Source organism: Pseudomonas sp. LBUM1666 (assembly GCF_059695775.1).
On sequence record NZ_CP166789.1, the window covers coordinates 174,893 to 200,005 of the forward strand.

General features: G+C 59.3%; 23 protein-coding genes and 1 tRNA gene. 18 read left to right on the forward strand and 6 right to left on the reverse strand.

The window, feature by feature from the left end; genetic code table 11:
* Positions 1-160: 160 nt before the first annotated feature.
* Complete coding sequence (locus ACA056_RS00760; RefSeq protein ID WP_497269773.1) at positions 161-1,666, forward strand: YdgA family protein; 1,506 nt, start codon at positions 161-163, stop codon at positions 1,664-1,666.
* A gap of 89 nt (positions 1,667-1,755) precedes the next feature.
* Here ACA056_RS00760 and ACA056_RS00765 read toward each other — a convergent pair whose 3' ends face one another.
* Positions 1,756-3,285, reverse strand: coding sequence for an FAD-dependent oxidoreductase (locus ACA056_RS00765; protein ID WP_497269775.1), 1,530 nt, complete (start codon positions 3,283-3,285; stop codon positions 1,756-1,758).
* A gap of 139 nt (positions 3,286-3,424) precedes the next feature.
* Here ACA056_RS00765 and ACA056_RS00770 point away from each other — a divergent pair, with 139 nt between their 5' ends.
* The 5 genes from ACA056_RS00770 (at position 3,425) to ACA056_RS00790 (ending at position 7,257) form a co-directional block, all read left to right on the forward strand.
* Positions 3,425-3,985 carry a YbhB/YbcL family Raf kinase inhibitor-like protein gene (locus ACA056_RS00770; protein WP_497269777.1) on the forward strand — a complete coding sequence of 187 codons (561 nt, stop codon included), beginning with the start codon at positions 3,425-3,427 and terminating at the stop codon, positions 3,983-3,985.
* Positions 3,986-4,072: 87 nt separating this feature from the next.
* Positions 4,073-5,782 (forward strand): vWA domain-containing protein, encoded by a 1,710-nt coding sequence (locus tag ACA056_RS00775; protein ID WP_497269779.1) that lies wholly within the window; start codon positions 4,073-4,075, stop codon positions 5,780-5,782.
* A gap of 1 nt (position 5,783) precedes the next feature.
* Positions 5,784-6,350, forward strand: a complete 567-nt coding sequence (locus ACA056_RS00780) for an RNA polymerase sigma factor (protein WP_497269781.1) — start codon at positions 5,784-5,786, stop codon at positions 6,348-6,350.
* Positions 6,347-6,970 carry a hypothetical protein gene (locus ACA056_RS00785; protein ID WP_497269783.1) on the forward strand — a complete coding sequence of 208 codons (624 nt, stop codon included), beginning with the start codon at positions 6,347-6,349 and terminating at the stop codon, positions 6,968-6,970. The genes ACA056_RS00780 and ACA056_RS00785 overlap by 4 nt, the downstream gene beginning before the upstream one ends.
* 20 nt (positions 6,971-6,990) lie before the next feature.
* Positions 6,991-7,257: a hypothetical protein gene (locus ACA056_RS00790; protein WP_497273470.1), complete on the forward strand. Its 267-nt coding sequence runs from the start codon at positions 6,991-6,993 to the stop codon at positions 7,255-7,257.
* Positions 7,258-7,397: 140 nt separating this feature from the next.
* On the opposite strand, the gene ACA056_RS00795 is transcribed toward ACA056_RS00790, so the two are convergent.
* Positions 7,398-7,474 (reverse strand) — tRNA-Arg (locus ACA056_RS00795).
* Between the two features lie 350 nt (positions 7,475-7,824).
* Between ACA056_RS00795 and gabD the strand changes: the two genes are divergently transcribed.
* The 3 genes from gabD (at position 7,825) to ACA056_RS00810 (ending at position 12,092) form a co-directional block, all read left to right on the forward strand.
* Positions 7,825-9,267, forward strand: coding sequence for an NADP-dependent succinate-semialdehyde dehydrogenase (gene gabD, locus ACA056_RS00800; protein WP_497269785.1), 1,443 nt, complete (start codon positions 7,825-7,827; stop codon positions 9,265-9,267).
* Between the two features lie 183 nt (positions 9,268-9,450).
* On the forward strand, positions 9,451-10,728 hold the full coding sequence (gabT, locus tag ACA056_RS00805; protein WP_497269787.1) for a 4-aminobutyrate--2-oxoglutarate transaminase: 1,278 nt from the start codon (positions 9,451-9,453) through the stop codon (positions 10,726-10,728).
* 149 nt (positions 10,729-10,877) lie between these two features.
* Positions 10,878-12,092, forward strand: coding sequence for an HDOD domain-containing protein (locus ACA056_RS00810; protein ID WP_497269789.1), 1,215 nt, complete (start codon positions 10,878-10,880; stop codon positions 12,090-12,092).
* Between the two features lie 148 nt (positions 12,093-12,240).
* Here ACA056_RS00810 and ACA056_RS00815 read toward each other — a convergent pair whose 3' ends face one another.
* Together ACA056_RS00815 and desA are read right to left on the reverse strand one after the other, a co-directional pair.
* Positions 12,241-13,230, reverse strand: coding sequence for a GGDEF domain-containing protein (locus tag ACA056_RS00815; protein ID WP_497269791.1), 990 nt, complete (start codon positions 13,228-13,230; stop codon positions 12,241-12,243).
* A gap of 151 nt (positions 13,231-13,381) precedes the next feature.
* Entirely contained in the window at positions 13,382-14,566 is a 1,185-nt protein-coding gene (gene desA / locus ACA056_RS00820) for a delta-9 fatty acid desaturase DesA (protein WP_056745676.1), read from the reverse strand.
* A gap of 147 nt (positions 14,567-14,713) precedes the next feature.
* Here desA and dibA point away from each other — a divergent pair, with 147 nt between their 5' ends.
* From dibA to ACA056_RS00850, 6 genes are all read left to right on the forward strand, one after another.
* Positions 14,714-16,639, forward strand: coding sequence for a phosphodiesterase DibA (gene dibA / locus ACA056_RS00825; protein ID WP_497269793.1), 1,926 nt, complete (start codon positions 14,714-14,716; stop codon positions 16,637-16,639).
* A gap of 128 nt (positions 16,640-16,767) precedes the next feature.
* Entirely contained in the window at positions 16,768-16,950 is a 183-nt protein-coding gene (oscA, locus tag ACA056_RS00830) for a sulfur starvation response protein OscA (protein WP_497269795.1), read from the forward strand.
* 70 nt (positions 16,951-17,020) lie between these two features.
* Positions 17,021-18,034, forward strand: a complete 1,014-nt coding sequence (locus tag ACA056_RS00835; RefSeq protein ID WP_497269797.1) for a sulfate ABC transporter substrate-binding protein — start codon at positions 17,021-17,023, stop codon at positions 18,032-18,034.
* A 70-nt stretch (positions 18,035-18,104) separates the two neighbouring features.
* Positions 18,105-18,923: a sulfate ABC transporter permease subunit CysT gene (cysT, locus tag ACA056_RS00840; RefSeq protein ID WP_007899634.1), complete on the forward strand. Its 819-nt coding sequence runs from the start codon at positions 18,105-18,107 to the stop codon at positions 18,921-18,923.
* 12 nt (positions 18,924-18,935) lie between these two features.
* A complete protein-coding gene (cysW, locus tag ACA056_RS00845) occupies positions 18,936-19,805 on the forward strand; it encodes a sulfate ABC transporter permease subunit CysW (protein WP_007899636.1) in 870 nt (289 codons plus the stop codon).
* Positions 19,806-19,808: 3 nt separating this feature from the next.
* Complete coding sequence (locus ACA056_RS00850) at positions 19,809-20,798, forward strand: sulfate/molybdate ABC transporter ATP-binding protein (protein ID WP_046047288.1); 990 nt, start codon at positions 19,809-19,811, stop codon at positions 20,796-20,798.
* Between the two features lie 97 nt (positions 20,799-20,895).
* Here ACA056_RS00850 and ACA056_RS00855 read toward each other — a convergent pair whose 3' ends face one another.
* Entirely contained in the window at positions 20,896-21,414 is a 519-nt protein-coding gene (locus tag ACA056_RS00855; protein WP_497269800.1) for an Mpo1 family 2-hydroxy fatty acid dioxygenase, read from the reverse strand.
* A gap of 84 nt (positions 21,415-21,498) precedes the next feature.
* Here ACA056_RS00855 and ACA056_RS00860 point away from each other — a divergent pair, with 84 nt between their 5' ends.
* Together ACA056_RS00860 and ACA056_RS00865 are read left to right on the forward strand one after the other, a co-directional pair.
* On the forward strand, positions 21,499-22,185 hold the full coding sequence (locus ACA056_RS00860) for a Crp/Fnr family transcriptional regulator (RefSeq protein ID WP_497269802.1): 687 nt from the start codon (positions 21,499-21,501) through the stop codon (positions 22,183-22,185).
* A gap of 70 nt (positions 22,186-22,255) precedes the next feature.
* On the forward strand, positions 22,256-22,621 hold the full coding sequence (locus ACA056_RS00865) for a response regulator (RefSeq protein ID WP_223432435.1): 366 nt from the start codon (positions 22,256-22,258) through the stop codon (positions 22,619-22,621).
* Positions 22,622-22,748: 127 nt separating this feature from the next.
* Here ACA056_RS00865 and ACA056_RS00870 read toward each other — a convergent pair whose 3' ends face one another.
* Positions 22,749-23,753 carry an AraC family transcriptional regulator gene (locus tag ACA056_RS00870; RefSeq protein WP_497269804.1) on the reverse strand — a complete coding sequence of 335 codons (1,005 nt, stop codon included), beginning with the start codon at positions 23,751-23,753 and terminating at the stop codon, positions 22,749-22,751.
* Between the two features lie 100 nt (positions 23,754-23,853).
* Between ACA056_RS00870 and ACA056_RS00875 the strand changes: the two genes are divergently transcribed.
* Positions 23,854-24,927: a fatty acid desaturase gene (locus ACA056_RS00875; RefSeq protein WP_497269806.1), complete on the forward strand. Its 1,074-nt coding sequence runs from the start codon at positions 23,854-23,856 to the stop codon at positions 24,925-24,927.
* Positions 24,928-25,113 lie beyond the last annotated feature (186 nt).

A 25,113-nucleotide genomic window follows, 5' to 3' on the forward strand; every position in this document is an offset into this window, starting at 1 on the left:
CACGTGCGGTCCATAGACACTCTTTAACCTTTAATCATTGGGTCGCTTGGTGCGCCTGATGCTAATCTCCATCGCTCTTTTAGCGCAGTCGTGACCGTAACCCGTCGGGTTCAGGGAAGACGACCACACCTTCAAACAACGGACATTGATCGGGTAATTCATGAATAAATCAGCAGGCGTGCTTCTAGGAATTGTTGTCGCTATCGGTGCGATCAGCGCCGGCGGTGCCTGGTATACCGGGACCAAACTCGACGGTGTGCTGAACACCTCGATCGCCGACGCCAACAAAGAGCTGCAAGCCGCGCTGGTTGGTTCCAACGGCACGGCGTCCCTGGAGCTGGTGTCGCTGGAGCGCCATGTGTTCAGCAGCACCGCACACTACCGCCTCAAGGGCGAAGGCGAGATGTTCGGTGAAGCACCGGTGGAGTTGCTGTTCGTCGATCGCATCGAGCACGGTCCGCTGCCGTTTTCGCGCCTGGTGTCGCTGAAGTGGCTGCCGGTCCTGGCCACCAGTCACTACGAACTGGAAAGAACCCCGACCACCGAGAAATGGTTCGCCGCTGCCAAGGACAAGTCCCCACTCACGGGCGTGGTCAACATCGGCTACGACAACTCCACCAACGGCACCCTGCAATTGCTGCCGCTGGACGTGGCACTGGACGACAAGTCCAGCCTGAAATTTTCCGGGCTGAACCTCGATATCGCCGCCAGCGCTCAAGCGCAGAAGGTCAAGGCCGACGGTTACATGGACAGCCTGACACTGAGCACGGTGGCTGAAGATCAGACGCCGGTGAAGGTCGAACTGAACGGTCTGACCCTGGCCAGCAACCTGACAAAAAGTACCTACGGCTACTACACCGGCGAGAACACCGTCGAGCTGACCGACAGCAAGACCACCTTCGGTGCCAAGCAATCGGTACTGGGTATCAAGAAATTCGAAATGAAGAACCAGACCGAGGAATCGGGCACCAGCGCTTCGGGGCGTGCCGATTACAAGATCGGTGAGGTGTCCTTGAACGGCAAGACTGTCGGCTCTGCGCAGATGGCCATGAGCCTGAAGAACCTCGACATCCCGGCAACAATGTCGTTGATGCAGATTTACCAGACCAAACTGCAACCGTACGAGAGGGCCGCCGCTGAGGCTGTCGCTGCGGGTGAACCGGCGCCAGAGCTGATCCTGACCCCGGCCGAAGAGGCGCAGGTCAAAACCGGCCTGGAGAAACTGCTGGCCGCCGGCCCGCAGGTCGCCCTGGAGAATCTGTCGTTCAACACCCCCAATGGCGAAAGCCGCGCCAACCTGGTGCTCGACCTGACCAAACCACAATCCATGGACCTGCCGCCCGACCAGCTGACCCAACAACTGATCGCGCTGCTGGACGTCAACGTGAAAGTGTCCAAGCCAATGCTCGTTGACTTGCTGAGCGTGCAGTCGCAAATCGACGGTCAGACCGACGCCAAGCTCATCGCCGATCAGGCTACCGCCACCGCCGACATGTTTGGCAGCATGGCTGTCGGCACGCAGTTGGCAAAACTGGAAGGCAACAACATCGTCGCCAAACTGCACTACGCCAGTAATCAGGTGGAATTCAACGGCCAGAAGATGACCGTCGAAGAGTTTGTCGGATTTGTCATGAGCAAACTCGGCGGTAATGTCGCCGTCCAGTAAGACCAGGGCTTACAGACTGACGCCCGGCCTCTGCGCAACGCAGACGCCGGGCGTTTTGCTGTCTGGCGTTTGAAACGGGGGAACAGCCGTCAATTCAGGTCCCGAATCAACCGCCACGCCTCATTCACCGGCAGCGGCTGTTTCATTCGTTCGGCGAGCATCGCTATCGCACGTTCTTCATCGCAAGCCACCGCCGCGACCACCAATCCCTCCTTGCCGAACAGGCCAATGAAGGGTGGATGGTCAGGTTCGCCTTTGAACTCGACCTCATCCCAGGTCGCGGCATGTCCAAGGTAGTCGTAGTTTTTACCGAAGTGCCAGGTCCAGAAATAGGGCACGTCGAGGTAATGCTCGTCGCCGCCGAGCATGTTCATCGCAGCGATCCGTGCCTGTTGCTGTGCCAGGCGCCAATGTTCGATCCGTTGGGGTTGGCCGTTTAGCGGGAAGGTCGCGATATCGCCGGCGGCCCCAAGCCCATCGGTCACGCGCATCCCGCCGTCGACCTTCAGCGACAGGTCTTTTTCCAGGAGAAGGCCGGTAAATGCGCCGGTTGCCGGGCTGACGCCAATGCCGACTAACACCAGATCCGCCGGTAAACGTTGACCGTTGTCCAGACGTACCGCTTCGACCCTGGCGGTTCCTTCGATGTGCGTTGCATTGCCATCCGTATGAAACACCACGCCATTGGCCTCGTGCAGGGCACGAATCGATTTGCCGACGGCATCGCCAAACTGTTTGGCAAAAGGCACTGCGTGGCGGGCCAGAACGGTGACGTCCAGGCCGTATTGGCGCAGGGAGGACGCGGATTCCATGGCAATAAAGCTGTCGCCGATGATCACCGCTCGTTGGCCTGGTGTTGCCGAGTCCAGAATCCGCTGCGCCTGATCCTTCGAACGCAGCACGAACACCTGCGGCAGGTCGGCGCCAGGCAGCGTCAGCGGATTGGGTGTGCCGCCGGTGGCGAGCAGGGCAGCGTCGTAGCTCAGCGATTGACCATCAGCCAGGCGCAAGGTCTTGTTCGCGGCGTCCAGGCTCGTCACTTCAGCGTTTATTCGCTCAATGCGCTGTTCGCGGTAAAAGCGCTCATCACGCAGCGGCGGGACTTCTTCCGGCGGCATCTCTCCGGCAATCACGAATTTGCTCAAGACCGTGCGGTCGTAACCGGCGTCGGTTTCACGGTCGATCAACAGCACCCGGCCACCGAAGCCTTTTTCGCGCAATGCTGCCGCGCACGCCGTGCCTGCCGCACCGGAACCGATGATCACAAACGTTCGCTCATCGTCCGCCGGTGGGGTATGAGCGTCGGCCATCGGCTGCTCGTCGACCCAGACCTCGTCATCGCGCACTTCCAGCGGATAGCGCTTGAGGCTGTCCAGGGCCGGCGGTTCGCATAGCGCACCGTCCTCGATCCGATACGCAGCCTTGTGCCATGGGCAGATCAAACGTCCATGGCACAGAGCACCGTCGGCCAGCGGCGCCCCGGCATGGGGGCATTCGCCCTGAAAGGCGCGTAGTTGATCGCCCACCCGCAGCAGGACAATTTTCGTGTCCGCGATCTGGACTTCAAGGCCCCGGTTTTCGGGCACATCGGCGAAACGGGCGACGCGGTGCAGTGCCATGATCACTCTCCAGGCAAGCGTTTCACTTAAGAGTTTGGCGCTTATCTGGAGGTTCAGCCAATTCCCGCTGCCACCGAATGAACGGTCCGGCTATAGTTTGCCCGCCGACGACGGCCCCACCCGCACAAGGTGCTCCGGTATGACCCGATTGACCTCTCTGAACCCTTGGCTGGCGGCCGTTGCAGTCGCCCTTTGCGTGCAATTTCCGGCGCAGGCCCAGGAGCGTTTCACCCTGAACATCCCAGGTGTCACCGATGATCGACTGTTTACCTCGGCTGCCGCCAGCGATGCGCCCAATTGTGGTGGGCACAACCAGTCACCGGCCTTGAACTGGAACGCCGGCCCGGCGGGCACCCTCAGTTACGCCATTGTCATGCACGATCCTGACGGCCAAAAAGGCCAAGGCGTTGATCACTGGGTGCATTACGGCATCAAAGCCACGACTCATCAGATTGCCGCCGGCGTCGGCGCAAAATCCGCCCTTGAAGGCGTCGGTGGCACCAACAGCAAAGGCACCACCGGTTATGTCGGACCTTGCCCGCCGGTCGGCGACAGCGCGCACCACTACATCATCCAGCTCTACGCCCTGGACCAGGCGCCGGAAGCTCTGCCCGCCGGCCTGACGCGCGCGCAGCTACTGGAAAAAATCAAAGGCCATGTGCTGAAAAACAGCAGTGTGGTGCGGCGTTATCACCGCTGAAATTAATTTCGGCCGGTTTAACCCGAACCTGAAGAGGGGCTCGTCTCAGAGGATGAATGGATCAATTTCTTCCTGAGGTCAGCCCCCATGTCCCTCCCTCTGCATTTCCTCCGCCCGGCCGCCCAGGGTTTCGCCGCCGGGTTGCTGCTGGCCATTGCCGGTTGCGGCGTTTCATCCAAGCCTGATTCCGCCTCGGCTCCGCCACCGGTTCAAGGTGCGCTGCCGGCTGAAGTGGTGCGCAGCGAGGCTGTCATGGCGGACACCTCGATGGCCAAGCGCAGCGTTCGCGCCGCCCCGACGGCGAGCATTGCGCCGATGCCGGCGGGCGAGGCGTATCCGCAGGGATATCGGGATGAGCAGCGGGAGCAGTATCAAGCGCTGGCGGATAACCCGATTCACAGCGTGGCCGAAGCGCCTGTCTCGACCTTCAGCGCCGACGTCGATACCGGTGCTTACGCCAACGTCCGCCGCTTGCTCAATCAAGGACGCCTGCCACCGGAAGGTGCGGTGCGACTGGAGGAGATGGTCAACTACTTCCCCTACGATTACGCATTGCCCACCGATGGCTCGCCCTTCGGCGTGACCACAGAGTTGGCGCCGTCGCCGTGGAACCCGCATACCCGATTGCTGCGCATCGGCATCAAGGCCTCGGACCGCGCGGTCGCGGAACTGGCCCCGGCGAACCTGGTGTTTCTGGTGGACGTGTCCGGCTCGATGGACCGACGCGAGGGTTTGCCGCTGGTCAAAAGCACCCTGAAATTGCTGGTCGATCAATTGCGCGAGCAGGACCGGGTTTCATTGGTCGTCTATGCCGGTGATTCGCGTGTGGTGCTGGAGCCAACGTCCGGACGCGAAAAAGCGAAGATTCGTACAGCCATCGAACAATTGACCGCCGGCGGCTCCACCGCGGGGGCGTCAGGCATCGAACTGGCCTATCAGATGGCGCAGCAGGCGTTTATCCCCAAAGGCATCAACCGCATCCTGTTGGCCACCGACGGTGACTTCAACGTCGGCATCAGCGACTTCGACAGCCTCAAGCAAATGGCTGTGGATAAACGCAAGACCGGCGTTTCCCTGACCACGTTGGGGTTTGGTGTGGATAACTACAATGAACACCTGATGGAACAGTTGGCCGATGCCGGCGACGGCAACTATGCCTACATCGACAACCTGCGCGAGGCGCGCAAGGTGCTGGTGGATCAACTCGGCTCGACCCTCGCGGTTGTGGCGAAGAACGTGAAGCTGCAAGTGGAGTTCAACCCGGCACAGGTTAGTGAATATCGGCTGTTGGGGTATGAGAATCGCGCATTGAAGCGTGAGGATTTCAGTAACGACAAGGTTGATGCCGGTGAAGTGGGTGCAGGGCATACGGTGACGGCGTTGTATGAAATTGTGCCCAAGGGCGAGAAGGGTTGGCTGGAGCCGTTGCGGTATGGCAATCCTGGCGCCGTTGTTTCCGAAAGGACTGGGGAATTGGCGATGTTGCGAGTGCGATATCAACTGCCAGAGGGTGGGAGTAGTCGTTTGATCGAGCGGCCGATCGTCAACGGTCAGGTCGGCAAAGCCAGCGATGACTTCCGATTTGCAGCTGCCGTGGCGGCGTTTTCTCAGCAACTGAAGGACGGGCGTTATACCGGGGATTTCAGCTTGAAGGACACCGAGGCTTTGGCGCGCGGTGCGCGGGGCGAAGATCAATTTGGTCTGCGGGCAGAGTTCGTACAATTGGTGGAGTTGGCGCAGAGTCTGCGAACCACAACCGCATCCAATAGTGAGTCGCTTAAGGGAGGCTACAACTGAAATGTCTGCTCCTGAACCGAGCGACGAATCGCTGCTGGCCCGGTATCGCGCAGGCGACGGGCCGGCGTTCGAGATTCTGTACGCCCGTCATCGACAAGGGCTCTACCGATTCCTGCTCGGCCTGAGCGGCAAGTCCGAGCTGGCCGAAGAGGTTTACCAGGACACCTGGCTGAGCCTGATCCGCAGCACCAGTCAGCCACAAGGCCGGGCGAATTTTCGTACCTGGCTCTACCAGATTGCCCGCAATCGACTGATCGATCACTGGCGCAAACACGGAATCCACAACCCCTTGCACGACAGCTATGACGAACAGATCCACGCGCTGAGCGATGACGCTGCCGATCCCGAACAACTGCTGAGCCTGAGCCGCGACAGCCAGCGCCTCGAAGCAGCCCTGCAAAATCTGCCCGCTGACCAGCGCGAAGTGTTCCTGCTGCGCGCCCACGGCGATCTCGACCTGCCGCAGATCGCCTCTCTCACCGAAACACCGCTGGAAACCGTCAAAAGCCGCTTGCGCTACGCCCAGCAAAAACTGCGTCGGCTGCTGGCCGAGGAGGTACTGACATGACTGACGCCCGTCCTACGCCAGAAGACGAAGTGTTGAAGCACTATCGTGAACACGCGACCAGCGAACCGCCGTCCCATCTCGACGCGCTCCTCCTGGCTGCCGCACAGCGCGAAGTCCCTGTGCAGAAGCCAGGTCTGTGGAAACGCTGGGTTCAGGCCTGTCAGAAACCTCGTTGGCAGGTCGCGTTCGCCAGCCTCGTCGGCGTGGCCCTGATGCTTGCACTGGTACAACGCACGCCGGAGCAACCGCCGAGTTACGACTTCGCTCCTGCACCCAAAGCGTCTGCACCGGTCGCCAAAAAAGAAGCACCGTCATCGGCTGCGCGTTCTCTGGCTGCCCCGGCCGGCGCGATGTCGGCCCCCGCGCCTGCGACGCCAATGGCCGATTTTGCCGCCCCCGCCCAGAGCGAATCGATCAGCGCTGAAATGGCTGACGAAGCGAAGGTCAGCAAACGCCCGGCGATAGCTCCGGCAAAGTTTATCGACGATCAATTAAGGGAAGTGATAAGCCTGCAAAAGGCTGGTCAGGCTCAAGCGGCCGCTGACCTGATGGCGACATTGCACAAACGCTTTCCCAAGGAAAATCTCACGGCCAGACTCAAGGATTTGCAGAAAAAGTGAGAGGCAGAGCGGTGAGTCATTTGGCATCGACACCCGAAAGCGCGCACTATCGGCCTATAGCCGATGCGTTGGAGGTAGCCATGGCGAAAAAAATCGACCGCATCGCCCAAATGCTCAACTGCCCGGTAAAGGGTCAGGAATTACGGCGAGCTGTTACTGAGAGTCGTAAGGAGTTTCTGCTGGCGAAACAGGCAGAGGAAGCGGTAGAGGAAGACGTCCTTGATGATGAAGTGGTCGAGGACGAAGAGGATGACGAATACGACGAGTTTGATTGGACGACTGAATAACCAACCGCTTCGGCGGTTTTTTTCAGGCTCAGTTGTTCGGTTAAACCGAACAGCTGCATCCAGCGCCCGTCCTGAGACTTTAACGACACCCACAAAAAAGCCCCAGACCCTAAGGTCTGAGGCTTTTTCGTTTCTACGTATGGTGCACCAGGCGGGATTCGAACCCACGACCACTGCCTTCGGAGGGCAGTACTCTATCCAGCTGAGCTACTGGTGCAATGCGGGCGCCATGATACTCATATGCACCGCGGGCGTCCATGCTGCTGAATCGCCTGCGTTTTTCCAAAGCGTAACCTGCGGTTGCTACGTTGATCAGAAAAATTAGGCAAATGCGGCGTTTTCGTTCTTTTTTTCGAACGCCCTATTGTCCTTTCCCGGCATTGATCCTAGGATTCGTTCGAGATTTCAAACGCTCTTGTCTGGGTGCTGAACCGCACGAGTTTCAATCAGTGCGCTATTTATGTGCTTCAGCCCGGTGAATGATTTCCCTGACGGCAGCCTATAAGGCGCCTTTCTACAATCATAATTCGCTCCGCGCTTGCCGCGGTGCTGTTAAGGAAAGCCGACATGCAGCTTAAAGACACCCAGTTGTTCCGCCAGCAAGCCTTTATCGATGGCGTTTGGGTTGATGCGGACAATGGTCAGACGATCAAGGTCAACAACCCGGCAACGGGCGAAATTTTGGGCACCGTGCCGAAAATGGGCGCTGCCGAAACCCGCCGTGCGATCGAAGCCGCTGACAAAGCGCTGCCGGCCTGGCGTGCACTGACCGCCAAGGACCGCGCCAACAAGCTGCGTCGCTGGTTCGAACTGATCATCGAGAACCAGGACGACCTGGCTCGCCTGATGACCCTCGAACAAGGCAAGCCATTGGCCGAAGCCAAGGGCGAAATCGTTTACGCCGCTTCCTTTATCGAGTGGTTCGCTGAAGAAGCCAAGCGCGTCTACGGTGACGTGATTCCGGGCCACCAGCCAGACAAGCGCCTGATCGTGATCAAGCAGCCAATTGGCGTGACCGCTGCAATCACCCCGTGGAACTTCCCGGCTGCGATGATCACCCGTAAAGCCGGCCCGGCCCTGGCCGCCGGTTGCACCATGGTGCTCAAGCCTGCTTCGCAAACTCCGTTCTCGGCATTCGCTTTGGCTGAACTGGCCCAGCGTGCCGGCATTCCAAACGGTGTGTTCAGTGTTGTTTCCGGCAGCGCCGGCGACATCGGCAGCGAGCTGACCAGCAACCCGATCGTGCGCAAACTGTCCTTCACCGGCTCGACCGAAATTGGTCGTCAGCTGATGGCTGAATGCGCCAAGGACATCAAGAAAGTGTCCCTGGAACTGGGCGGCAACGCGCCGTTCATCGTGTTCGACGACGCGGACCTGGATAAGGCCGTCGAAGGCGCGATCATTTCCAAGTACCGCAACAACGGCCAGACCTGCGTCTGCGCCAACCGTCTGTACATTCAGGATTCGGTCTACGACGCGTTCGCCGAGAAGCTGAAAGTGGCCGTGGCCAAACTCAAGATCGGTAACGGTCTGGAAGAGGGCACCACCACTGGCCCGCTGATCGACGAAAAAGCCGTGGCCAAGGTACAAGAGCACATTGCTGACGCGATCAGCAAAGGCGCAACCGTTCTGGCGGGTGGCAAGGTCATGGAAGGCAACTTCTTCGAACCAACCATTCTGACCAACGTGCCGAAAAACGCTGCCGTGGCCAAGGAAGAAACCTTCGGTCCATTGGCTCCGCTGTTCCGCTTCAAAGACGAAGCCGAAGTGATCGCGATGTCCAACGACACCGAGTTCGGTCTGGCTTCGTACTTCTATGCTCGCGACCTGGGTCGTGTGTTCCGTGTGGCTGAAGCCCTGGAATACGGCATGGTCGGCGTCAACACCGGGTTGATCTCCAACGAAGTCGCGCCGTTCGGCGGCATCAAGGCGTCGGGCCTGGGCCGTGAAGGCTCCAAGTACGGCATCGAAGATTACCTGGAAATCAAATACCTCTGCCTGGGCATCTAAGCCCGGCAAGGCATTGCTTCAAACGCAAAGGGCACGAGAGCGCTGTCCCTTTGCGCGCTTCAAACGGAATTTTCTCTGTGGTCGGGAACGCTGTGGCAGTCGATCATCGCATGCTGCCGTAGTTGCCTCCCCGCCGCATTTTCCTTGAACCACGCCGCCCGATGAGCGGTGAATGAGGACTTTATGAGCAAGACTAACGCATCCCTGATGAAACGCCGCGAAGCCGCTGTACCACGCGGTGTTGGCCAGATTCACCCGATCTTCGCCGAGTCCGCGAAGAATGCCACCGTGACCGACGTTGAAGGTCGCGAGTTCATCGACTTCGCCGGCGGTATCGCCGTACTGAACACCGGCCACGTGCACCCGAAAATCATCGCCGCCGTGACCGAGCAGCTGAACAAGCTGACCCACACCTGCTTCCAGGTGCTGGCTTACGAACCGTACGTAGAAGTGTGCGAAAAAATCAACGCCAAGGTGCCGGGTGATTTCGCCAAGAAAACCCTGCTGGTGACCACCGGTTCCGAAGCCGTTGAAAACGCCGTGAAAATCGCCCGTGCCGCCACTGGCCGTGCCGGCGTGATCGCGTTCACCGGCGCTTACCACGGTCGCACCATGATGACCCTGGGCCTGACCGGTAAAGTCGTGCCTTACTCGGCCGGCATGGGCCTGATGCCAGGCGGCATCTTCCGCGCGCTGTACCCGAACGAACTGCACGGTGTGAGCATCGACGATTCGATCGCCAGCATCGAACGCATCTTCAAGAACGACGCCGAGCCGCGTGACATCGCTGCAATCATCATCGAGCCGGTTCAGGGCGAAGGTGGTTTCTACGTCGCGCCTAAAGAGTTCATGAAGCGTCTGCGCGCTCTGTGCGACCAGCACGGCATCCTGCTGATCGCTGACGAAGTACAAACCGGCGCTGGCCGTACCGGTACTTTCTTCGCCATGGAACAGATGGGCGTTGCTGCCGACCTGACTACCTTCGCCAAATCCATCGCTGGCGGCTTCCCGTTGGCCGGTGTGTGCGGCAAGGCCGAATACATGGACGCCATTGCTCCAGGCGGCCTGGGCGGCACCTATGCCGGTAGCCCGATCGCTTGCGCCGCGGCCCTGGCCGTGATGGAAGTGTTTGAAGAAGAGCACCTGCTGGACCGCTGCAAGGCTGTCGGCGAGCGTCTGGTCACTGGCCTGAAAGCCATCCAGACCAAATACCCGGTGATCGGCGAAGTCCGTGCCCTGGGCGCGATGATCGCGGTCGAGCTGTTCGTTGATGGCGACAGCCACAAGCCGAACGCTCCAGCGGTAGCCGCCGTGGTGGCCAAGGCTCGCGACAAGGGTCTGATCCTGCTGTCCTGCGGCACTTACGGCAACGTTCTGCGCGTCCTGGTACCGCTGACTTCGCCGGACGAGCAGCTGGACAAAGGTCTGGCGATCATCGAAGAGTGCTTCTCCGAGCTGTGATCTCCAAGCTCTGATCGATTTGTGAACTAATCGACAAAAAAACCCGCTTCGGCGGGTTTTTTTGTGTCCCAGGAACCCATCGATGGCAAATGCGCTGTATCGAATGGCCGGTATTGACTAAGGTGCAAGCACGACTTTGGAGTGTGTAAATGACTGCTGTGGTGTTACCCGCTGCACCGCGAGTGCTGATTGCCGAGGCCGACCCCTGGTCCCGCGACCTGCTCAAGCAAGTGTTGTTGAATGTGCGCTGCGACGCACGGCTGGATCTGTGTGCCGATGGTCAGCAGGCGCTAGAGCTTCTGGCGGAAAATCCTTACGATCTGGTGATCGTCGACTGGGCGTTACCTGGCATCGATGGTTTGAATGTCTTGCGCAATGTCCGCCAGCGCAAACGTAATCCGCCGCTGCCGTTCATTCTGATGAGCAGCCGCAACGACAGCGCCAGCGTTCGCGAAGTCTTGCCCCTGGCGCCGGCGGCGTACCTGACCAAACCCCTGAATATGGAAAGCCTGACCCACCGCCTGCAGGACTTGCTGCTGAACGCCGGTGAAGAGCTGCATTGCGAAACGCCTTCGCTGTCGCCAGGCATGACGTTGGCGGTTTACCTGGAGCGTCGTCGTGAATTTGCGGACGGCGCACCACTGATGACCGACGTACAGTTGGCGGTCAAACGTAGTCTCAATCCCAACGGCCTCGATCTGACACTGCTGCATGACGAGATCCGTACCGATCCGCAAATCACCGCTGTGCTGATCGCCGCTGCCAACAGCGCGGCCCAGCATCATGGCGCCGCCGTACAAACCCTGTCCCAGGCGCTGCACCGCCTCGGCACCGGACAAAGCATGAACCTGATTCTGGGGCTGGCCCTCAAGCGCAGTGCCCGCCTTAGCGAGCCGTTTCTGGCCGACTATGCCGAGCGCTATTGGGAGCTGTCGCTGCGCACCGCCGAGTATGGCCGGACCCTGGCGCGCTTGCTGGATCTGGATCAGGAGCGTTGTTATTGCGCCGGCATGCTGCATCGCCTCGGCGACCTGGCGCTGTTGCGGTGTTTGCAGGAGTGGAAGCAGGCCGGTGGTGAGCTGGATGAATGGGAGGAGGTTGGCGAGGCGCTGGCCGAATTCGGCGCGGCTTATGGTTCGGCGCTTCGCACTCGCTGGCGCCTGCCGCTGGAGCTGCGAGAGCTGATTGCGGCGGTCTACCAGTTCGGTGGCGGGGTTTACTCCCGCGAAGCGCTGGTGATGAACATGGCTGCGCAACTGGCGCGTCTGACCGAGCATGAGGGCGTTGAGGACCTGGCGAAGAGCCGGACGGCGCGGTTGCTCAAGATCGGATTGCCAGAATTGATGCGTTTGCGCAAAAAATAGGCATCACACAAAACCTGTGGGAGCGACGGTGCGGCGATCCGACTTGCTCGCGAAGAGGCCCGCACAGTCAACATCAATGTGGCTGTTAGTCCGCCTTCGCGAGCAAGCTCGCTCCCACAGTGGATTAGTGTTGGGTCTGGATTCAGGGTCAACCGGAAATGATGCGGTTCTTGCCCTGGCGTTTGGCTGTGTACATTGCCGCATCCGCGCGGGCAAACAGGCTGTCGACGTTTTCGTCCTCGGCGGTGAGGCTGGTCAGGCCCTGGCTGACGGTGATGCCGAACGTCTGGTCGCCATGGCTGAAACTCAATCGCTGAATCTCCCGTTGCAGGCGCTCGGCCACTTGCATGGCCATGTCTGGCGCGCAGCCGGGAAACACTGCTGCGAATTCCTCACCGCCAACTCGCCCGAACACATCACCGCGACGCAATGCCGCGCGACCGCTCTCGGCGATTCGTTGCAGCACGTTGTCGCCTTCCTGGTGGCCGTAGGAATCGTTGATCACTTTGAAGTCATCGATGTCCAGCAGCAGGAATGCCAGCGGCGTGCCTTGGTGCCGTGCCTGTTCGAATTCACGGTGGGCGCATTCGAAGAAGTGTCGGCGGTTGCTGCTCTGGGTCAGCACATCAGTGGTGGCAAGGCGTTGCAGCTCGGTTTCCATCTGCTTTTTATCAGTAATGTCTTCGGCAATGCCGACAATGATCACCGGTTGCCCCGGCTCGGCCTGACGGTTGATGAAGCACTTGTCACTGAGCCAGCGGACCTGGCCGTCGGCGGCAATGATTCGGTATTCGCGGTCTTCATCGGCACCTTTGACCAGTACGTCGGCCAGGCTGCGTTCGGCATAGTCCAGATCGTCGGGGTAAATGCTGTCGCGCCATTCGTTGTAGTCGGACAGTAACAAGCCTGCAGAGCGGCCGAAAATCCGTTCATACGCGGGGCTGACATAGAGCACCCGACGGGATTCCCAGTCGAAGGCCCAAAGCACCGCGTTGACGCTCACCAGTAAAGCGCTGAACAGCTGTTCGCGTTCACTCAGGCGTGCCACTTCGCCTTGTGCATGCATAAGCGCCAGCAGGGTTTGCGCGGCCTCGGGCCACTGCGGGAGGGATGAGTCTTGTAGGTTTTTATGGACCATCGACACAAAATCTCAAAGGGCGTGTGCCGCTCGAGGTTCGAAAGCGGCCAATACCAGGGCCCGCCTGGATGGCGAAGTGTCTTTGAGATAGGGGATTTGGAGCTTAGTTCCGAAGGGTGCGCCCACGAACAGGGCGCACCGATCAACGGCGTCAGACTGCGGCGGGACGCAGGGAGTAGGTTTTCAATTGATCGGCGAAGTCGCGCAGGGATTGAATCCCGCTGGCTTCGGCTTCGTGTACCCAATCCTTGATGGCGGCCAGCATGTCGTGACCATTTGAGCTGGTCTTGACCCAGATCTGCTGCAAGGCCAGGCGTTTCTCGTAAATTACCTTCAGCGCCTGACTGTGCTCGAGCATGGTCTGGATGCGAATGTGGTGTTTGTCATCCAGAAGGCTGGTTTCCCGCGAGAGCAGGCGCTTGGCGCGGTGGAACTGGTGGCGGACCGAGTGATCGACCTTTTCCAGCTCTTGTTTGACCAGCGGTGCGATCACCAATTTGCGGTACTGGGCCATGATCTGGAAGCGGTTGTTGAGGATCGCCATGGCGGTGTCCATGTCCAGGTTGCCTTTGCCTTCGACCCGATGGGCGATTGGCGCGACGCGCTGAACCTTGGCCAGGCGCAGGAAGCTGAAGACCTGGATCCAGGCCCAGCCGAGATCGAATTCCCACTTCTTCACCGACAGTTTTGCCGAATTAGGGTAGGTGTGATGATTGTTATGCAGTTCTTCGCCGCCGATCAGGATGCCCCAAGGCACCAGATTGGTCGCCGCATCGCGGCATTCGAAGTTGCGGTAGCCGATGGCATGGCCCAGGCCATTGACCACGCCGGCGGCCCAGACCGGGATCCACATCATCTGGATGGCCCAGATGGTGATGCCGATGGTGCCGAACAGCAGCAGGTCGATGACGCCCATGATCGCCACGCCCAGCAGAGGAAAACGGCTGTACAGGTTGCGTTCGATCCAGTCTTCGGGGCAGTTCTTGCCATAGATGCGCAGGGTCTCGGGGTTTTCCGCCTCGGCACGGTACAGCTCGGCGCCTTTGCGCAGAACGGTGGACAGGCCCTTTATAACCGGGCTGTGCGGGTCATCGACGGTTTCGCATTTGGCGTGGTGCTTGCGGTGGATAGCGGTCCACTCGCGGGTGTTCTGTGCCGTGGTCAGCCACAGCCAGAAGCGGAAGAAATGTTTCAGGCCCGCATTCAGCTCGAGCGAGCGATGGGCTGAATAACGATGCAGATAGACCGTGACGCCGATGATCGTCACGTGGGTCATCAGCAGGGTGACTGCCACCAGTGACCAGGGCGACAAGCCGAGAAAACCTTCGTACCACATAGGCTATTGGGCCCTCGATAAAGAAAAAAACAGCCGTTGCATTATCACTTAGCCCACAGATAAAACCAGTCGCCCTTTCAGATAAAAGTGGCTGGATGTTTCTTTAAACTATAATTCCATCCTTTTTGCAGGGACATGGACGGCCAAATGTCTGCCACCTATCGCGATGCTTCGCGTGCAGCACTGCTTTACCTTTTGGTTTCTATAGGTTGGCTGCTGTTCAGCGGTTATTTATTGAACAGTTTCTTCGATAGCTCCGCAGAGCTAATGCGATGGCAACTGATCAACGGTTACGCCTGGGTGGTATTCAGTGCCGGTCTGATTTTCCTCGCCCGGGCGCGATTGTTCCGTTGTCTGGGGATCGGCGCAAAATTGCGTGAGCGCACTGAAGACCGCGAGCGTTTGCGTCAGGCGGCCGCGGTGTTCGATTGCACGCGTGAAGGGGTGCTGGTTACCGACAACAAAGGGTTGATCGTCCATGTAAACCGCGCCTTCATGGCAATCACCGGCTATCAGAGCGAGGAGGTACTCGGCCAGCGCCCCAGTCTGTTCAAGTCCGGTCATCATCCGCCGGCTTTCTACCAGGCGATGTTCGCGACACTCAACAGTACCGGCGAGTGGAGCGGAGAAATCTGGAACCGCCGCAAAAGCGGCGAGATCTACCCGCAATGGCAGACCATCCGTGTCATTGACGATGAGAGGGGGCGGCGCAGCCATTACGTGGCAGTGTTTTCCGACATTAGCGCAATCAAGAACTCCGAACATGAGCTGACGCATCTGGCTCACTACGATCCGCTGACCGATCTGCCCAACCGCTTGCTGTTCACCGACCGCACCGAGCAGGCCCTGGCTTCGGCGCAGATCCACAAGCGCGGCTGCGCGTTACTGATGATCGATCTTGATCACTTCAAGATGATCAACGACAGCCTCGGGCATAGCATTGGGGACCAGTTGCTCAAGGGCGTGGCCGAGCGTTTGAAAGCGATGGTCGGTCCGGGGATCACGTTGGCGCGCCTTGGCGGTGACGAGTTCGCCGTGCTGGCTGAAAGCTGTCCGCAAATCGTGCACGCGGCGGCGCTGGCTCAGCGGATCATCGATGGCCTCGAAGAGCCGTTCCAGATCGACGGGCATCAGTTGTTCGTCAATATCAGCGTCGGCATCAGCCTGTTCCCCGGCGACGCTTTGAGCGCCGAGCAGCTGTTGCGCAACTCCGACTCGGCCCTGTTCAAGGCCAAGAGTGCCGGACGCAACGGCTACGCCCTCTATACCGAAGAATTGACCGTCCATGCCCAGCAACGGGTCGAGACAGCATTCGAATTGCGCCGTGCGCTGGAGCAGCAGGAGCTGCGGGTTTATTACCAGCCGGTTCACGACCTCAAGACCAGCCGCCTGATCGGCGTCGAGGCATTGGTGCGCTGGGAGCATCCGCAGCGAGGGTTGGTGTCGCCGGCAGAATTCATTCCCATTGCCGAGCGCACCGGTCTGATCGCCGAAATTGATGCTTGGGTGATGCGCCAGGCGTGTGAGCAGATGTGCCAGTGGCAACAGGCCGGGGTGATGTTGTCGTTTGTCGCGGTGAATGTTTCTTCTCGATTGTTCGCCCGCCGTGAGCTGTTTGGGCAGGTGGCGAAGGTGCTGAACGAAACCGGGCTGGACCCTGCCTGTCTGGAGCTGGAAGTTACCGAGAGCGCTGTGATGGATGACCCGGAAGTCGCGCTGGAGCAAATGCACAGGTTGCGTGAATTAGGTGTGCGGCTGGCCATCGATGATTTCGGTACAGGCTATTCGTCGTTGCTGCGCCTCAAGCGGATGCCAGTACAGAAACTCAAGATCGATCAGGGCTTCGTTGCGGGGTTGCCGTGGGATGAGGATGACGCGGCGATTGTGCGGGTGATCATTGCGCTGGCCCAGAGCATGGGCATGCAGGTTCATGCCGAGGGGATCGAGCAGGTCGAGCAGGCGGGTTTCCTGCTCGAACACGCCTGCGATCTGGGGCAGGGGTACTGGTTTGGACGGCCGGTGCCGGCCGGGCAGCTGGATTGGGACCGGATTCCACAGATTCTCCAGCACTGATTGGACTTTTGGTTATATTAAAATTCTTAAATAGTCTTTTTAAGAATATCCGCGCTTATCTACTATTGGTCTCACGCCGCAAGCAGTCTCGCCACTGCCAGGCAACCTCTAGTTGAAGGAGCAGCACCATGAGCGCATCCCTACGTAGCGTTGACGGCCAGCACGAAGCAACCATTTTGCGTGAGATCCAGAGCGCCCTGCGCGATCTGCGTTTTGGCGCAGTGGAAATCACCGTGCACAACGCCCAAGTGGTCCAGATCGAACGCAAAGAGAAATTCCGGTTGCAGAACCCAAGCAACAAACCGAGTTAAAAACCGGCAACCCGATACCAGCACACCATAAGAAAAAGCCAACACAATCAGAATTCCAGGAGCTTTCACCATGTCGTCGATTCGTCATTTCGCTTTGGCCGCCCTGGCCAGTGCCCTTTTTGCTGGTTCCGCGGTTGCCAAGGATTACGAACTGCTCAACGTGTCGTACGACCCGACTCGCGAGCTGTATCAGGACTACAACGCTGAATTCGTCAAGTTCTGGCAGAAAGACCACGCTGGCGACAGCGTGAAAATCCAGCAGTCCCACGGTGGTTCGGGCAAGCAGGGCCGGGCAGTGATCGACGGTCTGCGTGCCGACGTGGTGACCCTGGCCCTGGCCGGTGACATCGACGAAATCGCCAAACTCGGCAAGACCCTGCCAGCGGATTGGCAGAAGCGTCTGCCGGAAGCGAGCACGCCTTACACCTCGACCATCGTGTTCCTGGTGCGCAAGGGCAACCCTAAAGGCATCAAGGACTGGGGCGACCTGACCAAAGACGGCGTGGAAGTCATCACCCCGAACCCGAAAACCTCCGGCGGCGCACGCTGGAACTTCCTCGCGGCGTGGGCCTATGGCCTGAAAGCCAATGGCGGTAACGAAGCGAAAGCCAAGGAATACGTGCAAACCCTCTTCAAACACGTTCCTGTGCTGGACACCGGTGCTCGCGGTTCGACCATTACCTTCGTCAACAACGGTCAGGGCGACGTGTTGCTGGCCTGGGAAAACGAAGCCTTCCTGGCTCTGAAAGAAGACGGTGGCGCTGACAAGTTCGACATTGTCGTGCCTTCGCTGTCGATCCTCGCCGAACCTCCGGTAGCCGTGGTCGACAAGAACGCCGAGAAAAAGGGCAACACCGAGATCGCCGAAGCGTACCTCAAGCACCTGTACAGCCCGGCCGGCCAGGAAATCGCGGCAAAAAACTTCTATCGTCCACGTGACAAGGATGTTGCCGCCAAGTACGCCAAACAGTTCCCGACACTGGATCTGGTGACCATCGACAAGGATTTCGGCGGCTGGAAAACCGCTCAACCGAAATTCTTCAACGACGGTGGCGTGTTCGACCAGATTTATCAGGCGCAATAACCTGAAATAAGCCATAAACGAGCCCCGGATTTACGTTCGGGGCTTTGCGCGTTCTCAACCAAGGACTTTTATGTCGCGTCGTATCTCCCCCGTCATACCCGGCTTCGGGCTGACGCTGGGCTACACCTTGGTGTACCTCAGCCTGATTGTGCTCATTCCACTGGCGGCGATGTTCGTGCATGCCGCTCAACTCACCTGGGACCAGTTCTGGGCGATTATCTCGGCGCCACGGGTGCTGGCGGCGCTGAAGCTCAGCTTCGGCACCGCGCTCTATGCCGCGATCATCAACGGCATCATCGGCACGCTGCTGGCCTGGGTGCTGGTGCGCTACACCTTCCCTGGACGCAAAGTCATCGATGCGATGATCGACTTACCCTTCGCATTGCCCACCGCCGTGGCCGGTATCGCGCTGACTGCGCTATACGCGCCCAATGGTTGGGTGGGTCAGTTTGCAGCGGACCTGGGTTTCAAGATCGCGTATACCCCCCTCGGCATCACCCTTGCCCTCACTTTTGTGACACTTCCATTCGTAGTACGTACCGTACAGCCAGTATTGGCTGATATCCCGCGTGAAGTGGAAGAAGCGGCGGCATGCCTGGGCGCAAAACCGCTACAGGTTTTCCGCCATATTCTGGTGCCCGCGCTACTGCCAGCCTGGCTGACCGGTTTCGCGTTGGCCTTTGCCCGCGGGGTCGGCGAGTACGGTTCGGTGATTTTCATCGCCGGCAACATGCCGATGAAAACCGAGATCCTGCCGCTGCTGATCATGGTCAAACTCGACCAATACGATTACACCGGCGCCACGTCCATTGGTGTACTGATGCTGGTGGTTTCCTTCGTCCTGTTGCTGCTGATCAACTTGCTGCAGCGGCGCATCGAAACCCCATAAGGAGGCGCAGAAATGTCCCAATCGTCTATTGCTGCTGCTTCCTCGAACGCCGCCCGCCGTGGCAGTGCTTCATCGCGGCGAATCCTGATCGGCCTTGGCTGGCTGGTGTTCGCTCTGTTCCTGTTGCTGCCGCTGGTGATCGTGGTGTCTCAGGGCCTAAAGCTCGGAATCGGTGCGTTCTTCACCGCGATCTTCGAACCCGACGCTTTGTCGGCCCTGAAACTCACGGTGATCGCCGTGCTGATTTCAGTGCCGCTGAACCTGGTGTTCGGTGTCAGCGCTGCATGGTGCGTGAGCAAATACTCGTTCCGTGGCAAAAGTATGCTGGTCACGCTGATCGACCTGCCGTTCTCGGTGTCACCGGTAATCGCCGGTCTGGTCTACGTGCTGATGTTCGGTGCTCAAGGCCTGTTTGGTCCGTGGTTGCAGGACCATGACATCCAGATCGTCTTCGCGTTGCCGGGCATTGTGCTGGCGACGATTTTCGTCACCGTGCCGTTCGTGGCGCGCGAGCTGATCCCGCTGATGCAGGAACAAGGCACGCAGGAAGAAGAGGCCGCGCGCTTGCTCGGGGCCAATGGCTGGCAGATGTTCTGGCACGTCACCGTTCCCAACATCAAATGGGGCCTGATCTATGGCGTGGTGCTGTGTACGGCGCGGGCCATGGGTGAGTTCGGTGCGGTGTCGGTGGTTTCCGGGCACATTCGCGGGGTGACCAACACCCTGCCGCTGCACGTCGAGATCCTCTACAACGAATACAACCACGTGGCCGCGTTCGCCGTGGCGAGCCTGTTGCTGATCCTGGCGCTCTTCATCCTGCTGCTCAAGCAGTGGAGCGAAAACCGTATTAACCGCCTGCGCGCCAGCGCCGCGGAGGAATAAGTCATGTCGATCGAAGTGCGTAACGTCAGCAAGAATTTTCACGCGTTCAAGGCGCTGGACAACATCAGCCTGGACATTCAAAGCGGCGAACTCGTGGCGCTGCTTGGCCCGTCCGGTTGCGGCAAGACCACCCTGCTGCGGATCATCGCCGGTCTGGAAACCCCGGATAAGGGCAACATCGTGTTCCACGGTGAAGACGTCTCCGGTCACGATGTGCGTGATCGCAACGTCGGTTTCGTGTTCCAGCACTACGCGCTGTTCCGTCACATGACGGTGTTCGACAACGTCGCGTTCGGCCTGCGCATGAAGCCGAAAAACCAGCGCCCGAGCGAAAGCCAGATCGCGGTGAAAGTCCACGAGCTGCTGAACATGGTGCAACTGGATTGGTTGTCGGATCGCTACCCGGAACAACTCTCCGGCGGTCAGCGTCAACGTATTGCCTTGGCCCGCGCGCTGGCGGTGGAACCAAAAGTCTTGCTGCTCGACGAACCCTTCGGCGCCCTCGACGCCAAGGTCCGTAAGGAACTGCGTCGCTGGTTGGCGCGGCTGCACGAAGACATCAACCTGACCTCGGTGTTCGTGACTCACGACCAGGAAGAGGCGATGGAAGTCGCCGACCGCATCGTGGTGATGAACAAGGGCGTGATCGAGCAGATTGGCTCACCGGGCGACGTTTACGAAAACCCGGCCAGCGATTTCGTTTATCACTTCCTGGGTGACTCGAACCGGTTGCATCTGGGTGAAGACAACCATGTGCTGTTCCGTCCGCACGAAGTGTCGCTGTCGCGTCATGAGCTGGAGGATCACCACGCGGCCGAGGTGCGGGATATTCGTCCGTTGGGCGCGACGACACGGGTGACGCTGAAGGTCGAAGGCCAGAGCGAATTGATCGAAGCCGAAGTGGTGAAAGATCACGACAGCCTGATCGGGTTGGCGAAGGGTGAAACCTTGTTCTTCAAGCCCAAGGTCTGGCAAAAACTCGCCAACATCTAAAGCATCGTCGGAGCGCCGCCCGGAGCAAGCTCGCTCCCACAGTGATTTGTGTCGTTCACAATTCCCCTGTGGGAGCGAGCCTGCTCGCGAAGGCGTCCTACGCCGCAGCGTTTTTCTGACGCAGACGCACCCCACCCACCCGCGCTTCGATCTGCTCTTTCAGGTCATGCCGCAACCCCAGCAAAAACGCCAACTCAACCACCACAAACAACGGCCCGACAATCAACCCCGTCACATCATCGACGAACGCCGGTTTGCGCCCTTCGTAATGATGGCCGACAAACTGAATCGCCCAACCCACCACAAACATCCCGATCCCGCTCGCAAGCCACACCAGCGTACTTTGCTGCGCAAGAACCTGACCCGCCCAAACGCACAGCCCCAGCAACACCGTCATCAACACCCCGAGGCGCAACTCCAGGCGCAGGTAAAACCACGCCGACGCCAGTGCGACCAGCACCGCCGGTGAAACCCAGCCTCCAACCCATTGCGGCCGTGACAGCAGCACCGCAACGGCGACAACGATCAGCGGAATCCCGATAAAGTGGCTGGCAATATTGCGCGGGTCACGGTGGTAAGCGGCGTATTGACTGAGATGGTCAACGAGGCTTTTCATTGTTATTCCTCCTGTAGGGTGATGGATCATGCCCCGGGTCCACATTTCGCTCTGTCAGGCAGGCGACAATCTCTAGGAGTTTTCATGGATATGCAGGTCTGGCGTCCACGCCTGATGAGCGGCCAGTGGTTCAGCCATTTACCTGTTTCATTACAGGATAGTCTGCTGGCCGCCGCCAGGGTGCGGCGGTTGTCGCCAGGCCAGCGGCTGTTCAAGCGCGGCGATCCACCGTGTGGGCTGTACGCGGTGCTCGAAGGTTCGGTGCGGATCGGCGCAGTGGGCGAGCAGGGCAAGGAGGCGCTGTTGAGCCTGGTGGAGTCGCCCCACTGGTTCGGCGAAATCTGTCTGTTTGATGGTCAGCCGCGCACTCATGATGCGTTCGGTCTGGGTCATTGCGTCCTGTTGCACATCTCGCAAACCGTGATGCTCACGTTGCTTGATGAACAACCGGCGTACTGGCGGCAACTGGCATTGCTGATGAGCCAGAAACTGCGCCTGACCTTCATCAATCTCGAACAACTGAGCCTCATGCCAACCGCCGCTCGACTGGCTCATCGCTTGCTGATGATCGCTGAGGGTTACGGCGAAATCGACCCGCCGCGACGTGTGCTGCAACTGCCCCAGGAACAATTGGCATCGATGCTGTCGCTGTCACGCCAGACCACCAATCAGATTCTCAATGACTTGCAGGGGCAGGGGATTGTGAATCTTAAGTACGGCGAGATCGAGATTCTGGATGCGCAACGATTGCGGATGTTGGCGATTATCTAAAACCCGGCGTTAGTGGTGGGCTTTGGACGCGAAGGCGCCTAGCCTGTGATGACGACAATCGAGGTGTGCCATGCGTGTGCTGTTAGTGGAAGACGAACCTGAGACCGCCAAACTCCTGGCTAAAGGTCTGAGCGAGGCAAGTTACTCAGTCGATGTGGCGGTCAACGGTATGGACGGCCGTCGTTTCATCGAGTCTGGCGAATACGAGTTGATCATCCTCGACGTGATGCTGCCCGGGCTCAATGGATGGCAGTTGCTGCAGCAGATCCGCAAGCTCGGTGATACGCCGGTGCTGTTCCTGACCACCAAAGACGGCATCGAGGATCGCCTGCGCGATCTGGAGTTGCATGAGGATGATTACCTGCTCAAGCCGTTTGCTGTGAGCGAGTTGGTGAAGCGAGTGCGCAAGTTGTTGCGGCGAGATCGAGGGCGCTGAGGCGTTTCTGTAGCGTCTGGTCTGGTTTCATCGCGAGCAGGCTCGCTCCCACATTGGAATGCGGTCGACTGTGGGAGCGAGCCTGCTCGCGATGAGGCCAGACGAAGCAATACACCTCCCGGATCCTTTACCGCAACCCATCCCGAAACTGTCCCGGTGTCATCCCGGTCCAGCGCTTGAATGCGCGGCTGAAGCTGCTCGTGTCCGCAAATCCCAGCAGATAGCTGATCTCGCTCAATGAGCATTGCGGATCGCGCAGGTGCAGCAGCGCCAGGTTCTCGCGACTCTCGTTGAGCAGCGTATCGAACCGGCAACCCTCGTCCGCCAGATGCCGTTGCAGGCTGCGCAAACTCAGGTGCAGGGCCTGGGCGATGTGTTCGGCGCTGGGCTCACCTTCCGGCAATTGCTCTTCAATGGCGTCGCGAACCTTACGTTCCCAGGTCAGGGGTTTGAGTTGGGCGAGGGTGCGTTTGAGCACGGCTTCGTTGTGCTCGGCCAGTTCCGGGTTGGCGTCGTCCAGGTGGCTGTCGAAGTCCACGATGGCGAATTCCAGTCGGTCTTCATCGGCGGCGAAGTACACCGGTGAGCGGAATACTTTGTGCCATTGATGCGGGTCCGCCGGTTCCGGGCGGCGCAGGTACACCGCCAGCGGGGCGTAATCGCGGCCCAGGCGATTGCGGCAGGTGCGCACGTAAATCGCCGTGAAGGCGTCGATGGCTTCGAAGGCCGGGGCCGGATTGCCTGGCGGGATTTTCAGGCGGAAGCGGTAGCGGTCCTCGGCGCGAGTCAGTTCCAGATCCAGGGCATCGCTGACCACCTGGTGATAACGCACGATGCGCTCGAACACTTCGCGCAGACTGCCGCTGGCCACCAGCGCATAACCGAGTGCGTGAAACGTGGTGGGGCTGACGAAGCGCGATACCCGCAAACCAATCGCCGGGTCGCCGCTGACTTGCACTGCGATTTCCCACAGGCGCGTGGTGCCGGACAACGGGTAACGGGCGTTCGGGTCGTCCATCAGTTGCGGGTCGAGCCCCGCCTGTTGGCACAGGGCGGTGCTGTCGAGGCCCAGCGCATCGAGTTGCTTGCGCAGGGCGCGGGTCCAGCTGGCGAGGGAGGTCGGTTCAGTCATGCTGATTGGCGCTTCCGGTCAACAGGTTGGCGTTCACGGCTACCGCTTTGCGAGGGTTCACAAGGCAGGATGCGAACATCAATAACCAGAGGATGGAAGCATGCACGGTACTTCTGCAAGTCCCCAGCGACTGAATGCCGCTCAGCGATCAGCGCATATTCGCCAAGTGGTGCTGGCCAAGGGGGTCGAACTGCGTCAGCGCTACCCGATTCTCAACCATCAGGACGCCTTGGGCGCGGGCATTCTGGCCTTCGCGCTGGTCGGCATGATTGGCTCGGCGACGCTCTACATGGCCGGGCACATGGTGTGGTGGGCATGCCTGTTGCTCAACGCATTTTTTGCCTCGCTGACTCACGAGCTGGAACACGACCTGATTCATAGCATGTACTTCCGCAAACAGCGCGTACCGCACAACTTGATGATGGGACTGGTGTGGCTGGCGCGGCCGAGCACGATCAATCCGTGGATTCGCCGGCATCTGCACCTCAATCACCACAAAGTCTCCGGCACAGAATCCGATATGGAAGAGCGCGCCATCACCAACGGCGAGCCTTGGGGTTTCGCGCGGCTGTTGATGGTCGGCGACAACGTGATGTCGGCGTTCATCCGTATGCTGCGGGCCAAGACCTGGGCCCAGAAGATCAGCATCATCAAACGTGCGCTGAAGGTCTACGCGCCACTGGCGCTGGTGCATTGGGGCGCCTGGTACATGTTCCTGGGCTTCCATGCGGCCAATGGCATCGCCTATCTGATGGGAACGTCGATCGAATGGTCGGCGACTACTTTGTCGGTGATGCAGGTCATCGATATCGCTGCCGTGGTGGTCATCGGGCCAAACGTGTTGCGTACCTTTTGCCTGCATTTCGTCAGCTCGAACATGCACTACTACGGTGACGTGGAGCCGGGCAACGTGATTCAGCAGACTCAGGTGCTGAACCCTTGGTGGATGTGGCCGTTGCAGGCGTTCTGCTTCAACTTCGGCAGCAGCCACGGCATCCATCACTTTGTGGTGAAAGAACCGTTTTACATCCGCCAGATGACCGTACCGCTGGCGCATAAGGTGATGCGCGAGATGGGCGTGCGGTTCAATGATTTCGGGACGTTTGGGCGGGCGAACCGGTTTGTACGCAAGGAAACAGCAGAGGCGCAGGAGGTTCGTGCCGCTCAGGCTTGATCGATGCTCTCGGAAACTCAAAACGGCAAAGGCGCCCGTCATCAATCTGACCCAAAAGGGCGATACGTTATGACGCAAGCAGGGTTGCGTGGTGGTTACGGTATCGCTGATTGATATATGCGTTTTGGATCTAATAAAGTAATTAAATATTCCTTTATTAGATAACCGTTTCAGTCAATCATCGCA